The following is a 15,049-nucleotide window of genomic DNA, read 5'->3' on the forward strand; positions in this document are numbered from 1 at the left end:
CAAATAATAATGCATAAAGTGTGAAAATGGTAACTACAATTACGGATAAGTGGTTAATCAAAGTGCACGACAAAATGACAAATTGTGTTATTTTTATGCGGCACAAGAATACAGCATTATAAGAAGAGTTAGAGGGATGGAAAATCAGTATGATCTTGAACAGTTAAGGCGGTCGAAAGAAGAGTTAGAGCAGCTTGTTTTTCAACATTTTAAAGGGAAGAAAACACAAAAGACTTTACCGTCTCAACTAGAAAATGAGTTCTGGCAATTTAATATTGATAGAACGCGGATTAATGCAATCCAATTTTTTGGTCAGGGTGTGATTACTTATACGATTTTTGTTCTCCTCATATTGCCTTCAAACTTTCTAGTTATCCGTTCTAGTCCCAATTTTATTGCCGATTTGGTTTATAGTATTTTGAGCCTACTCATAGTAGGCGGTGCATTATTTTTATTTTGGGTATTTGCTCGTTTTCGCAGGCTCAATAAACTATTTTATCCTGCTGTTTGTTGCATCGTATTTTCTACGATCGTTTTTCCATCGTTATTTATGATGAGTATCACCAATGTTGTCCTGCAAAATCAGGCAATGGTGATGATTGCCTTTTTATATATGTTGGGATTTATCCTAAGTGGCATTCGACCAACACATATGTTATGGCTAGGTTCAATTGCTGCGATTAGTATTTTAGTATCTTTATATTTATTAGAAATACCATGCGATTTTTTAATGTTGGGGCGGACATTTATTGGCAGTTTACTTTTAGGTTTTTCTATTAGTGTAATGCTGACATCTAAAGAGCGAAAGCTATTTTTAAAAACTAAAATTTCAGAGATAGATGAAAGAATTTTACGTTTACAGGCTTCTGAGTTACTTCATTTAAGCCAGCATGATGAATTAACCAAAGTGTCAAATCGACGTACTTTCGAAGAGATGTTTAGTTATTATTATGACTTGGCATGTCGTGAAACCAAGTCAATGTCTGTGCTTTTTATCGATATTGATTATTTTAAAAACTATAACGATTTCTATGGTCATCAGATGGGTGATCAAGTGATTTATGCTATTGCGAAAACAATTAAAAGTTCGATTCGACATATGGACTTTATTGCACGCTATGGGGGAGAGGAGTTTGTTGTTTTATTACCTGAGACCTCAGCACAAGGCGCTTATGCTGTTGCAACCAATATCTATAAAGCCATTGATCGGCTTATGATTCCACATGAAAAATCTTTAGTATCCAATCATGTGACTATTAGTCTAGGAATTACAGTATTTAATGGCAATCCTAAAATTAGCCAAGATGTCTTGATTCATACTGCTGACAAAGCGTTGTATCGCGCTAAACAATTGGGCCGTAATCAGATTTATTATCAACCCTTACCGATCGTGGAATAAAAAAACCGAATATAATTTATATTCGGTTTTTACTTCACTCGATTGTCAAAATCATTCTAAGAATTTAACCGTGACACCTGAACGGACTTTAGCACCTAAATCATTTGCATCCCAGTTGGTTAAACGGATACAACCATGTGATGCAGTCTTAGAAATTAAAGATGGGTTTGGTGTGCCATGAATACCAAATGATTTTTTACTTAAACCAATCCAGATATTGCCGACTGGAGCATTTGGACCAGGTGGTAGCGAGAGAGGTTTAAGATTCTTACCTTGTACAAAGTTAGAAGGTGAATAGCTATACCAAGGGTTTTTAGCAACACCTGTGACTTTATAAGTTCCTGTTGGTGAAGGTGTATCTGTGCTGCCAATCGTTGCAGGAAATGAGGCGATCATTTGGTTTTGGCTGTTGAACAAATAAAGCTGTCTAGCGCCTTTGTGTGCAACGATTAAGTGAATGTCCTCAGGTAAATCGTTACGAACATTCGCAACAACGATTTTTTCACCCACTTTTTTAAAGTTCGCGCGAGGGTTAAGTTGTTTTAGGAAATTTTCATCCATATGGAATTTTTCGCCTAACATTTCTGTTACGCGAGTGTAATAAAGACCTTTCATTTTTGCTTGTAAAGCATAGTCAGAAGGAATTGAATCTGCATATGGTCCTTTTAGGTCATCTTCAGTAATGGTGTATTCAACATAAGCAGGTTTAGTCTGTTTTGCGACTAATGCATCCCATGTTTCTTTGGTCAACTCACCTGTTGGTGTAATGCCATTCATTTGTTGGAATGAAGCAATCGCTTTTAAGGTGTTTTTACCACTTGAACCATCAATCGCACCTGGTGAAGCGTGCGCATTATTTAGCATAACATGGGCGCGGGCATAGGCTGGATGCTTACCTCTTGGTAAACCTTCAGGCCATTCTGCATTATTAATCGCATCCATTTTCCATGACGTTGGAATTTCTGGTGGTAAAGCTGCTGCTGTAGTCTCTGGAGCTTTGTCTAGGTTCTGAGATACGACAGATGCAGTATTTACTTGTGGCTGTGAAGCTGGTTGAGCCACAACAGCAGAAGCTGGGCTTGTATTCATCACAGGTTGTGAAGCTGGTTGAGCTACAACACTTGATGCTGCACGATCAATTGCCAAAGGATCTATTGGATCTTGGACTGGTGCTGAGATTATTTTTGGATTTAAAGGTTGCTCAGTTGTTGGAGCAGCGAAAGCAACATTAGCAATAATACAACTTAAACTCATAGCGAGTAATGAGCGAACAAACATGTAATTCAACCTTAAGAATTATTCATATTGAGATATAAGATGTTGCAAGTATTACAGAAAATAAGCTGAGTTGCAGTAGCTGTTTTGTGTCAAAGCGAAATTTTTAGCCCAAGGCAGATTTTTTGTATGGAATTATAATTTCTAGGCTAACTTTGCTATCATGCGCGCTACATGAAAGAATTTAGAGATTGGTAATGACAACGTTGAAAAATGATCGTTTTTTACGAGCTTTATTACGTGAACCTGTTGATACAACACCCGTGTGGATGATGCGTCAGGCAGGTCGTTACTTACCAGAATATCGTGAAACTCGTGCTCAAGCAGGTGATTTCCTTTCTTTGTGTAAAAATACTGATTTTGCTTGCGAAGTGACTTTACAGCCATTACGCCGTTATGAACTTGATGCCGCAATTCTTTTTTCAGATATTTTAACAGTTCCTGATGCTTTAGGTTTAGGTTTGTATTTTGAAACAGGCGAAGGGCCAAAGTTTCATAAAACAGTCCGTACTGAACAAGATGTTGCAAATTTGCCTAAGTTAAATGCGAAGTCGGATCTAGCATATGTCATGAATGCAGTTTCGACCATTCGATCTGCTTTAAATGGTCAAGTACCTTTAATTGGTTTTTCTGGAAGCCCTTGGACACTTGCAACATATATGGTTGAAGGTAGTTCAAGTAAAGAGTTCCGTTTTACGAAGAATATGATGTATGCACAGCCAGAAGTATTGCATGCGTTATTAGATCATCTTGCAGATTCCGTTATTGATTATCTGAATGCACAAATTGATGCTGGTGCACAAGCAATCCAAATTTTTGATAGCTGGGGTGGTGCATTAGCACATCGAGAATATGTTGAATTTTCACTCAATTATATGAAGAAAATTATTGCAGGTCTTCAACGTGAAAAAGATGGTCGTCGTATTCCAATTATTGTCTTTACCAAAGGTGGTGGACAATGGCTAGAAGCGATGGTGGGTACTGGTGCAGATGCTTTTGGGGTGGATTGGACCACGCCATTATATACAGCGAGAGATGTGATTGCTGGTCGCGCAGCATTACAAGGCAATCTCGATCCAGCAGTACTGTATGGTTCAGCAGCATCCATTGAAAAATCAGTAAAAGCAATGCTCGATGATGCTTATGCGAATGGCGAAAAAACAGGTTATGTTGCTAACTTAGGGCATGGTATTACGCAATGGGTTGATCCTGCTCAGCCGAAAATTTTTGTCGATACTGTTCATGAATATAGTGCGAAATATTTAGGTTGATTTTAAATCTCTAATCAATATCTGATGTTAGGATCAATCTTGTGCAGTTGATTGTTTTACCGCTACATTTTATCGCTAAGGCAGCTTCGGCTGCCTTATTTGGATTATTACTTTTAATTGCTTTTGCATTAACAGCACCGATGGGAAGCAATGAGTATTTTGGTTTCTTCCGTTATGATTATCTGCTTTTTTATGCTTTGATCATTCAAGCTTGCCTGATCTATTTGAAGCTAGAGTCATGGGCAGAAGCAAAAGTCATTGCTTTGTTTCATATCATGGCTATGGGGATGGAGATTTTTCTCACACATCCAGCAATTGCTTCTTGGCAGTATCCGCAACCTGCTGTATTTAAATTACTTACAGTGCCACTTTTTGCTGGGTTTATGTATTCGGCTGTAGGTAGCTTTTTTGCGAGATCTCTTAGATTATACCAAGTTGCATTTGAGCACTTACCAAGATTCAGCAATATGCTGTGCCTCGCTGTTTTATCTTATTTAAATTTCATGACTAAGTTTTTTATTCCAGATATCCGTATTGCATTATTTATCTGGAGTATCATCATTTTTTGGAAAACAAAACTACATTTTCAGCTTCAACAAAAGCATTTTAAAATTCCAATGTTACCTGTTTTATTATTATTGGCTTTCTTGATTTGGATCGCAGAAAATATTAGTACATTTTATAAAATATGGTTGTATCCAAGCCAAGTTGATGCATGGCATATGGTGGGATGGGGCAAGTTAGGTTCATGGTATTTATTATTACTATTAAGTCTGGTATTGGTACTTAAAATTCTAGGTAATCGCAATGAAAGTGGAAAGTGGCAGTTAAAATAAACTGTATTTTTAGATAAATATGATGATTACAAAGCTCGGTTTATAAATATTTCAACTTTATTTCAAAATCTATTTGCTAAAAAGGAATAACCTCGTTATTTTAATTCTTGTGTAAAAATATTGCACATTAAAATAGTGATAAAGAATAGTTAAAATAATTGATACTGGAGATCTTTCCTATGTTAAAAAAAATTGCATTGGCCGCTTTATTGGCAGCTGGTTCAACTGTAGCAATGGCAGATAATGATGTTGGTTGTGGTGTTGGTACACAAGTTTGGGCAGGTAAAAAAGGTGTTGCACCTAAAATTCTTGCTGCAACAACTAACGGTATTTTTACAAACCAATTATTAGGGATCACTTTTGGTACTTTAGGATGCCGTCAAGGTGGTACAGTGACTGCTCAAGTGGTGACATTTACTAATGAAAATGCGGAAGCTCTAGCGCGTGATATGGCTGTTGGTCAAGGTGAAAGCTTGAATGTTCTTGCTGAGCTTATGCAGATTAAAGCTCAAGATAAAGCACGCTTCTTCGCAGTTTCAAAAGCGAACTTTGCTGAAATTTACTCAAGCAAAAATCAAAATACACTTCAAGTTTTAGACTCTTTACAAAGCGTTATGGCAAAAGATGCTGTATTGAAAGCTTATGTCTAATCTTTGATACTTTGAAACCCTGTCACTTGGCAGGGTTTTCTTATATTCGATAGATTGCTTCGATCATTTTATTGGTTCGCAATAAAAAGCTGATGGATGAGAGAAGTGATTTGTTGTCAGATTGATAATTCTTAAAAATGTTTGTTGCTGAATGAAATTTGTTACTTGTATTGTCGCTTCTATATTATGTCAAGCTGCTTATGCTGTAGCTCCATCTGATATTCAAAACTATATAAATCTCGCTGAACAAAAAAGATTGGATCAAGACATGACGTGGAAACGATTGATGTATGCTGATCAATCACAAACAAGTGAGGTGAATTATGACGGCTATTTTTATGCAATTGATGGTAAAACCAATATAAAAAATGAGCTTCATGCAGATATTCAAGCTTTGTTTCAACAAACTGAAAATAATCAGTCTATTCGCTGTAAATTCCCTGCACGTAGCCGCTGGTTGATCGAACAGTTACAAATCCCAGCTCAACAACTTCCAAATGTGAACTGTGATGAGTTTGATGCATGGATTAATCAGATCAAGCCATATAAAGCAACCTTGATTTATGCAACTGACTTTATGGGCAATCCAAGTTCGATGTTTGGGCATACACTTTTGCGATTAGACCCCAAAGATCAGAAACAACTTAATTTAGTTTCTTATGCTGTGAATTATGCTGCTACTGTAAATAGTCAAGATAACTGGTCATATGCTTGGAAAGGGCTAACTGGACAGTATCCTGGTCAATATTCTTTGATGCCTTATTATCGAAAAGTCAAAGAATATGGTGATTTTGAAAGTCGTGATTTGTGGGAATATGAACTCAACTTAACTCCTGAGGAAACACGCTTCTTGGTGGAACATATTTGGGAAATGCAGCATGTGAGTTTTCCTTATTATTTTGTCAGTGATAACTGTGCTTATCGATTGTTAGGACTGATTGATTTGGTTCGACCAGAGCTAAATTTAAAAAAACAGTTTAATTATGCTGCGATTCCAATTGAGACATTAAAAGCAGTTGATGATCAGAACTTAGTGAACGATGTCGTTTATCGTCCAGCACTTGAAACTCAATTGCTTTCACAGGCGAAGCAGCATGGGACACATTTGGCTAAAGTTGCGCACAAAGTTGCTTTGCTACCATCAGATCAAATTCAAGCTGTTCTAAGTGCTTATAACATTCAAGATCAAGCTAAAATTTTAGAGATGGCATACGACGACTTATATTTGCAATTTGTCAGTCGCGTTGTTGAAACAGAAATTGCTCAACCGCGATTACGACAACTATTAGCATTGCGTAGTCAAATAGAAGTTGAGAAACAACGTCAAGAACCTACTCGCCCGAAGATGCAACCTGTTGAAGGACATCATGCGCGTAATATCTCAGTCAATGTAGGGGAATTACAAGGCAAGGCATTTGTTGAGTTAGGACATCGCCAAGCCTACCATGATTTGATTGATCCTCAAGGTGGCTATCGCTTAGGTACGCAGCTTTTATTTTTAGATGGAAGTGTTCAATATCGAGATGATCAGCTCAAACTTGAGCATTTGGACTTACTTTCGGTGAATTCTTATAATCCGATTCAACCCTTTAAATCACCAATCAGTTGGGGCTTTAATTTTGGTTGGAAACAAGAACCCGTTTATGGTGGACAATTTAGTGAAGATCAGCAGCATGGTGTGATGAACTTAAACATGCAGGCGGGCTATAGTTTGGCAGATTATGATCGACGTCATCTATGTTACGCCCAATTACAGGGGCATGTGCAAGGTGGGAAAAACTTAGATAAAGGTTGGCGTGTTGGCGCTGGGCCAACGGTGGGTTGTATGAATCGATGGACGGATCGAATCAATAGTGTCTTACAAGTTGAATTGCCGTATTGGCAAGATCAAAATCAGTGGAATCTGAAACTGGGTTCTCAATTTCAATATAGTTTTGACTCAAATAATGCCATGCGATTGAATTGGGATTTTGAACAACAAGATCATAAGGAGTGGAATAAAGTCGGTTTAGGTTATATTCGTTTTTTCTAGATCTTAGACTTCTCTTAGAGAGTTCATCGTTTCTAATGGACTGTGTTCCTCTATGGTAAAGAAGTCTAGTCATAATCTATTTGAATAAAAGAGAATACTAATACTATGCCTCAACCACGACATAATATTTCTTTACAGCCTCAACGACTTCAAATGTACCGACAAAAGATGGCGGAATGATACCCGCTTGACCTGCTGATATTTCAACAAAAGACTTGTTGTCAGTATCATGCAAGCGAACAATTCCTTCGATGACTTGGAAAAACTCTTGTTTGTTGTCAGCAAATACAATATTCCACGCACCCATTTCACATTGCCAAATGCCGCAACTCATATTGGGATGTTCATAGAGGCTGTGTGTCAAACGTTGCGGATTACCTGTTACGAGTCGATGTGGTCGAGGATAGTCTATCGCTGCATTCGTCTGCTCTAAACTAGATGGATCGAGTAATAATGCTGTAGCTGTCATATTTCATGATGGGCGTGCTTAAATTAAGCTAATTATAAAGCATCTTTATACGTCTAAGTTAAGCTTACTAAAATGACAAAATGAATTTGATTAAGAAAAATTAGAAATAAAAAAGCCTCAATTGAATTGAGGCTTTAAGAGCCATATTACTTAGTAGCTTTCTGGTACAGCACTTAAAAATTCACGACGTGCATCTTTATCAGTCTTAAAATCACCAACAAAAGAAACGGTACGAGTCGTAGATTCTTGTTTACCTACGCCTCGCATCATCATGCACATATGCGCTGAATCAATCACCACTGCAACACCACGTGCTTTCGTTACATCAGCAACAGCTTCGGCAATTTGCTGGGTTAGATTTTCTTGAATCTGCAAGCGGCGAGCAAACATTTCTGTAATACGGGCAAATTTAGATAGACCTAAAACTTGACCTTCTGGTAAATAAGCAATGTGTACACGACCATAAAAAGGGAGCAGGTGGTGTTCACAAAGTGAATAAAATTCAATATTTTTAACCAATACCATTTCATGGTTATCGGATGGGAAAACCGCACTATTTGTAACTTCTTCAAGCGTTTTACTATAACCAGAAGTTAAAAAAGAAAAAGCTTTAGCCGCACGCATAGGCGTATCTTTGAGGCCTGGGCGATTCAAATCTTCACCAACGGCAGTTAAGATGTTTGCGTACGATTGCTGCATAGACATAACAATGTTCACTTAGGTGGGTTGAACAAAACGGGAATTGTATCAGAAAACGATTCAAAAACTTACTTTTGAGTCAAATGCCGATTATTGTTTGTACTTTGGATTCTTTTCTGCTCGTTTTAATAGGACTAAAACAGCACCAGTGCCGCCTTGATTTTCAGGCGCACTGACAAAAGCAAGAACATCGCGATGTTGTCTGAGCCAGCCATTTACATAGGTTTTTAAAATTGCTTCTGGGCCTTTACCATGAACAATTTTAATGACGTTTTGATTTTCATCTTTGGCCATTTGAATGATTTGTAAAACTGCAGCGCGCGCTTGTTCAACTGTACAACCATGCAAATCGACTGCTTCGAACCAACGAATTTTACCCGCTTTCAAATCTTCAAATACTTTGTGTTGTAGGGTCGCAATGCGATAGCTCAATGCTGCTTGACTGGCAACAGGATTTAAAATGGCTTGCGTATCTGAAATTTCAGTAAGTTCTTGCTCAGCACCACCTTCTGCAGCAGCGCGCTTTGCTAAAGTTTGGGCATCGACTTTTTTACTACGCATAACTTTGGTATCGGCAATATTTTTATTGTCGATCGGTTTGACCCCAAGAAGGGCTTTTTTAAAAAGTTCTGTATCTTCCAATTCTTCAGCTGCAGCTTGCGCCTTTTTTGATTCGGCTTGCTTCGCAATCGCGCTGGATTGTGGATTAGAGATTTGCTTTTTAAAGGCTTTCAGTAAATTAAACTGATCTTTAGAAAGCGAAGAATCATGTTTACTCATAATGTTAGAAAAATAGGCAAGATACGAGAGAAGTGTAAAATTATAGTCTGAATCCGTGATGATTTGAACTGAATTGCATTCATGCGATCTTTGATAGGAGGGGTGAATAATTAGCGATAAATAACAATTCATTTTCTAAAATAAAAATCGTAGTTTATATTGATGGCTTATATAGTCTATATTTTATAGAACGTTCACCACTCAATATAACTTCACCCTCTAATTGAAATTCCCATAAATAAATTCCTTTTAAATTTTTTCTTGTTGGAGGGAGTAAAATAGTAACTGATTCGAAGCCCATATTATTTTTTTCAATAAAATAAATGAGGCATAAAAAAAGCCCAATGATAAAGAATTGGGCTTTTCATCTATTTTGAATTTAAACCTGTTTTGGCTGACCAAACAATTCACCAAATGCCACATCAGGCCTAGGCTGTTTCATAAAGCTCTCGCCAACAAGGAACGTATGAATATCATTGGCTTGCATTATTGCAACATCGTCAGGTGTGGCAATACCACTTTCAGTGACTAACAAGCGAGATGCAGGGAGTAATTTCTTCAAACGAATGGATGTCTCTAAATCAACATCAAAGGTTTTAAGATTACGGTTGTTTACGCCTAAAATACATTGTTCAGAAAGTTTTAAAGCACGTTCTAATTCATATTCATCATGTACTTCAACCAATACATCTAATTGATGTTCAAATGCGGTTTTAGACATTTCTTCTAATTGTTGATCGGACAAGCAAGCCACGATTAATAAAATACAATCTGCTTGTAATGCACGTGCTTCGACAACATTGTAAGGATCAACTAAGAAATCTTTACGCAAAGCAGGTAAGGCACAATGTTGACGTGCAATGGCAATATTTTCATCTGTACCTTGGAAGAAATCTACATCTGTTAGAACAGAAAGACACGCTGCACCAGCTTGTTCGTACTGTTGAGCAATTTCAGCAGGATTAAAGTCTGCACGAATCACGCCTTTAGATGGAGAGGCTTTTTTAATCTCAGCAATCACAGCAGGGCGTTTATGCTGTAATGCATTGGCGAAACCACGAACAGGAGTCGCTGCTTTTGCCCATTCTTCAACATCATGCAGATTACGTTGTTTTAAACGTGCTGCAAGTTCCTCATGTTTACGGTCAACAATTTTACCTAAAATGGTATTTTGAATATTGATCATGAGAAGTCCTTAGTCTACTTGATATTGTTTCAATGTTTTGGTGAATTCAGCCAGGATACTCATTTTTTCAGTGGCTTGACCGCCATAAAGAATATCTTGAGCAAGTTCAACAGCTTGTTTGTAGGTGCTAGTAATTCCTGCAACATAGATACCTGCACCTGCGTTCAGTGCAATCATATTGGCAGCTTTTTCGCCAATCTCTGATTTATCTCGACCGAGTGCATCTTTAATCAGTTTTAAGCTTTCTTCAGAACTATTGACTGTTAGACCTGATAGAGTTTGAGATTGAATACCAACATCATCTGGACTTAATGTCCATTCTGTAATTTCGCCATTCTTTAGTTCAGCGACAGCTGTCGGCGCAGCAAGGCTAATTTCATCCAAACCATCTTTAGAATGCACAACCAGTACATGCTCTGCACCAAGTTGTTTCAGTACTTCTGCAATTGGGCGGCAAAGTTCATCTGAGAATACACCAATGACAAAACGGTTCACGCCAGCAGGATTGGTGAGTGGTCCTAATAAATTAAAAATACTACGAATACCTAACTCACGACGTGGTGCAACCGCATATTTCATTGCTTTGTGGTGATTAGGTGCAAATAGAAAACCTACACCAATTTCACGTATGCAACGTTCAGTTTGCTGCATATCGAGATCAAGTTGGATACCCATTTGCTCAAGCACATCAGAAGAGCCAGATTTGCTTGAAACACCACGATTACCATGTTTAGCAATTGTTGCACCAGCAGCGGCGATCACAAAACTTGAGGCAGTTGAAACATTAAATAAATTTTGTCCATCACCACCCGTTCCGACGATATCGACGAGGTGTGGAATGTCGCTAACATTAATCTTAATTGCGAATTCACGCATGATACGCGCAGCAGCAGTAATTTCATCAATGCTTTCACCTTTCATACGCAGACCCATCATCAGCGCACCGATTTGAGCATCTGTCGCTTCACCTTGCATAATACTGCGCATTACATCTTCCATTTGGGGTTGGGTAAGATGAATGTTTTTAGTAATGTGATTGAGAGCCTGTTGGATATTCATAGTCATGAGTTACAGCATTATGATTAATTAAAAAATTGAGAAATAAATAGATTGATCGCAATTGGTTCGGTATGACTTGACTGTGATACATGATCTAAAAGCTAGCGAGTTATGTTATCAGAAAATAATGTAGATTTTATACGCTTTAAATAAAAACTATCTTGTGCTTCAAAATTAGACATATTGCTATATTTTTCAACTATTATAATCAGCGAATAAATAATTTCATCAATACATAATTCTGTCTTTATGGAAACAAGAATATGCAGATCAGCCAGCTTTTTAATTATCCAGTGAAGTCCTGTAAAGGAAATAAACTTTCGACAATGGAAATTGATGGTTTTGGTCCTAAATGGGATCGTCGTTGGATGATTGTTGATCCTGATGGGCGGTTTATCACCCAAAGGCAAGTCGCAGAAATGGGACAAATTGGTGTTACGGTTTTATCTGATCGCGTATGCTTTGATTATCAGTCAGAGAAGATCGAGCTCAGTATGATCGAAGCGCAAGGTCAGAAAGATGAGCGCTTAGTGACAGTTTGGCAAGATAAACTTTCGGGGAATCGTATCAATCATCCTGTTAATGCTTGGTTGAGCCAAAAACTTGGACGAGAGGTACAGTTGATTTATATGCCACAAGAGACAATTCGCCAAGTAGATTTAGAGTACGCACAGTTAGGTGATCGCGTAGGATTTGCGGATGGCTTTCCATTCTTGATTATTAGTGAAGCATCTGTTGAGTTTCTAGCTGAGAAAGTAGGTTATCCGCTGGATGTACAGCGTTTTAGACCCAATATTGTGGTGTCGGGGTGTGATGCATTTGCTGAGGATCAATGGAGACAGATGCAAATTGGAGATATTGTCTTTGATCTTGTTAAACAGTGTTCTCGATGTGTGATTCCAACAATTGATTTGAAAACGAGTCAAAAGCAACCAGAAATCATGCAAGCAATGCTCAAATATAGAAAACAGGGTACTAAAGTCATGATGGGGCAGAATGCATTACATCGTGGAGAAGGGCATATTACAATTGGGCAGGAAGTAAAAATTATTCGTTGAGTTTAATTCTTAGTTTTTATGAAAAGCCAATTCATTTCAATGAATTGGCTTTTGTATATGGAAATTAGTTTGATTAAGTTATCTCATGGTCTGGATTTCTAACACCTAATAATTGACTTGTTGCCGTACCCGCCGTCATTGAGCCATTGACGTTAAGTGCAGTACGCCCCATGTCGATTAGCGGTTCAATTGATATGAGTAAAGCCACCAAAGTCACAGGAAGCCCCATAGCTGGCAGTACGATGAGAGCGGCAAAGGTTGCACCACCGCCGACACCAGCAACACCAATAGAACTGAGCGTTACAATCACAACCAGTTGCGCAATCCAAAGTGGCTCTAAAGGATTGATTCCAACAGTAGGTGCGACCATTACAGCAAGCATCGCTGGATATAAACCAGCACAACCATTTTGACCGATCGTTGCACCAAACGAAGCTGAGAAGCTTGCGATTCCTTCAGGTACCCCAAGCTGTTTGGTTTGTGTTTCGATGTTTAATGGAATACTTGCTGCACTGGAACGACTGGTAAAAGCAAAGGTTAAAACTGGAAATACTTTCTTGAAAAAGTCGATCGGATTAACACGAACAAATAATAAAATCAGTCCATGAACGATAAACATGATTGCAAGGCCCAAGTAGGATGCTGCAACGAATTCACCTAATTTCACAATATCAGCTAGGTTTGCGCTTGCAACCATTTTCGTCATGAGTGCCAGTACACCATAAGGTGTAAACTGCATCACTAAACGAACTAAACTGATAATGAGTGCTTGTAATGCCTCAATTCCTTGTCTGATTCTTTCACCATTTACAGCATCTTTTGCCATAAGCTGTAATGCTGCAACGCCTAAGAAAGCTGAGAAAATAACGACGCTAATAATCGCTGTCGGGCGAATGCCTGTTAAATCCGCAAAAGGATTTTGTGGAAAAAGTGACAGCAATAATTGTGGAATATTGAGATCAGAAACTTGACCGATATATTGGCTTTCAATTGTGGCGAGGCGAGCGGCTTCTTTGGTTCCTTGAACAAGACCTTCAGCAGTTAAGCCGAATAGATTGGTCACGCTAATCCCGACTATGGCAGCAATTGCGGTGGTGAATAGCAAGATTCCAATGGTGAATACACTTATTTTACCAAGAGAAGTTGTTTGATGTAACTTTACAACAGCACTTAAAATCGAGATAAAAATAAGTGGCATGATCACCATTTGTAAGAGCTGAACATAGCCATTTCCGACAATATTAAACCATGCAATAGATTGTTCGATGATGGGGTTATCACCGTAAATGGTTTTTAATGCAAGCCCAAAAACGATACCGACAACCATACCAATCAAAACTTTCTTTGAGAGGCTCCAGTCTTGGCGATAACTAAAAAATAATCCTGCTAAAAGCAAAATAAAAACGAGAATATTCAATAATACGAGAGCATTCACAATAAATGTCCTGATAGATGGCTCAGGGAGGAGGGAGAGTTATTTAAGTTATAAATTCTAGCATTTAAGCAGTTTTTGACTTAATCATTCCTACTCATAAGCTTAATCATAAAAACTAAAAAGAAGCTTCGTGTAAGTATTTTACATTACTTTAATTAGTTGAAAGATCTTTTAGTTGTTGAAATTGAATCATTATTTAAAATTTATGTGGATTATATATTTTTCTATCCATTTAATCATTTGGAGAAATAGATTTGAAAAGCAACTTTTAGATGCTCAAAATAATAACAGCCCATCGTTTAGAGGGCTGTATATTTTAAATCTAAACTGACTTATGCATAAATTTCTAAGAAATTTTTAAAGATTTGATGCCCATGTTCACTGAGAATTGATTCAGGGTGGAACTGAACACCTTCCACAGGAAGAGTTTTATGTTTTACACCCATAATTTCTTCAATTGTTCCATCTGCTTGATTGGTCCAACAGGTGACTTCTAGACAATCAGGAAGAGTCTCTTGTTCAATTACAAGTGAATGATAGCGTGTTGCAGAAAAAGGTGACGGTAAATTACTGAAAATACCTTTATCGCTATGGTACATATCTGATAATCGACCATGCATCACAGTTTTGGCGCGAATAATATTGCCACCAAAAGCTTGGCCAATAGACTGATGCCCTAAACATACGCCGAGTAGAGGAATTTTACCTGCGAAATGATTAATTGCAGGAATTGAGATACCAGCTTCAGTTGGAGAACAAGGGCCAGGGCCAATCACAAGGTATTTGGGCTGCCATCGTTCGATGTCCTCTAATGTAACTTGATCATTACGAACAACTTTTACTTCTTGATTTAACTCGCCAAAATATTGAACGATGTTGTAAGTAAATGAGTCATAATTG

At 37.9% G+C, this 15,049-nt stretch carries 14 protein-coding genes; 6 read left to right on the top strand and 8 right to left on the bottom strand.

What is annotated here, in order from left to right:
* Positions 1-136: 136 nt before the first annotated feature.
* A complete protein-coding gene (locus ACT4_RS12655) occupies positions 137-1,399 on the top strand; it encodes a diguanylate cyclase (protein ID WP_007482734.1) in 1,263 nt (420 codons plus the stop codon).
* Positions 1,400-1,450: 51 nt separating this feature from the next.
* On the opposite strand, the gene ACT4_RS12660 is transcribed toward ACT4_RS12655, so the two are convergent.
* Complete coding sequence (locus ACT4_RS12660) at positions 1,451-2,677, bottom strand: L,D-transpeptidase (RefSeq protein WP_004880784.1); 1,227 nt, start codon at positions 2,675-2,677, stop codon at positions 1,451-1,453.
* A 194-nt stretch (positions 2,678-2,871) separates the two neighbouring features.
* Here ACT4_RS12660 and hemE point away from each other — a divergent pair, with 194 nt between their 5' ends.
* From hemE to ACT4_RS12680, 4 genes are all read left to right on the top strand, one after another.
* Entirely contained in the window at positions 2,872-3,945 is a 1,074-nt protein-coding gene (gene hemE / locus ACT4_RS12665; RefSeq protein ID WP_004880783.1) for a uroporphyrinogen decarboxylase, read from the top strand.
* Between the two features lie 41 nt (positions 3,946-3,986).
* A complete protein-coding gene (locus tag ACT4_RS12670; RefSeq protein WP_007482735.1) occupies positions 3,987-4,781 on the top strand; it encodes a DUF817 family protein in 795 nt (264 codons plus the stop codon).
* Between the two features lie 179 nt (positions 4,782-4,960).
* The gene (locus tag ACT4_RS12675) at positions 4,961-5,431 is read left to right on the top strand and encodes a DUF3015 family protein (protein WP_007482736.1); all 471 of its coding nucleotides are present in this window, start codon (positions 4,961-4,963) and stop codon (positions 5,429-5,431) included.
* Between the two features lie 151 nt (positions 5,432-5,582).
* Positions 5,583-7,463: a DUF4105 domain-containing protein gene (locus ACT4_RS12680; RefSeq protein WP_007482737.1), complete on the top strand. Its 1,881-nt coding sequence runs from the start codon at positions 5,583-5,585 to the stop codon at positions 7,461-7,463.
* Positions 7,464-7,566: 103 nt separating this feature from the next.
* Here the strand turns inward: ACT4_RS12680 and ACT4_RS12685 are convergent, their stop codons facing one another.
* From ACT4_RS12685 to trpD, 5 genes are all read right to left on the bottom strand, one after another.
* Positions 7,567-7,932: a cupin domain-containing protein gene (locus ACT4_RS12685; RefSeq protein WP_007482738.1), complete on the bottom strand. Its 366-nt coding sequence runs from the start codon at positions 7,930-7,932 to the stop codon at positions 7,567-7,569.
* A gap of 150 nt (positions 7,933-8,082) precedes the next feature.
* A complete protein-coding gene (gene folE, locus ACT4_RS12690) occupies positions 8,083-8,631 on the bottom strand; it encodes a GTP cyclohydrolase I FolE (protein WP_019384954.1) in 549 nt (182 codons plus the stop codon).
* Between the two features lie 90 nt (positions 8,632-8,721).
* Positions 8,722-9,411, bottom strand: coding sequence for a Smr/MutS family protein (locus ACT4_RS12695; RefSeq protein ID WP_007482739.1), 690 nt, complete (start codon positions 9,409-9,411; stop codon positions 8,722-8,724).
* A gap of 379 nt (positions 9,412-9,790) precedes the next feature.
* Entirely contained in the window at positions 9,791-10,597 is an 807-nt protein-coding gene (gene trpC / locus ACT4_RS12700; RefSeq protein ID WP_007482740.1) for an indole-3-glycerol phosphate synthase TrpC, read from the bottom strand.
* Positions 10,598-10,606: 9 nt separating this feature from the next.
* Positions 10,607-11,656 carry an anthranilate phosphoribosyltransferase gene (gene trpD, locus ACT4_RS12705; RefSeq protein ID WP_081107091.1) on the bottom strand — a complete coding sequence of 350 codons (1,050 nt, stop codon included), beginning with the start codon at positions 11,654-11,656 and terminating at the stop codon, positions 10,607-10,609.
* A 263-nt stretch (positions 11,657-11,919) separates the two neighbouring features.
* Between trpD and ACT4_RS12710 the strand changes: the two genes are divergently transcribed.
* Positions 11,920-12,714, top strand: coding sequence for an MOSC domain-containing protein (locus ACT4_RS12710; RefSeq protein WP_034605163.1), 795 nt, complete (start codon positions 11,920-11,922; stop codon positions 12,712-12,714).
* Between the two features lie 73 nt (positions 12,715-12,787).
* Here ACT4_RS12710 and ACT4_RS12715 read toward each other — a convergent pair whose 3' ends face one another.
* Together ACT4_RS12715 and ACT4_RS12720 are read right to left on the bottom strand one after the other, a co-directional pair.
* Positions 12,788-14,149 (bottom strand): L-cystine transporter, encoded by a 1,362-nt coding sequence (locus tag ACT4_RS12715; protein WP_007482744.1) that lies wholly within the window; start codon positions 14,147-14,149, stop codon positions 12,788-12,790.
* A gap of 332 nt (positions 14,150-14,481) precedes the next feature.
* Positions 14,482-15,049, bottom strand: a 568-nt coding sequence (locus ACT4_RS12720; RefSeq protein ID WP_007482745.1) for an aminodeoxychorismate/anthranilate synthase component II, incomplete at its 5' end; no start/stop codon positions are given.

Origin of the sequence: Acinetobacter sp. NBRC 100985, from assembly GCF_000241225.1 — a bacterium.
GTDB classification, from domain to species: domain Bacteria; phylum Pseudomonadota; class Gammaproteobacteria; order Pseudomonadales; family Moraxellaceae; genus Acinetobacter; species Acinetobacter venetianus.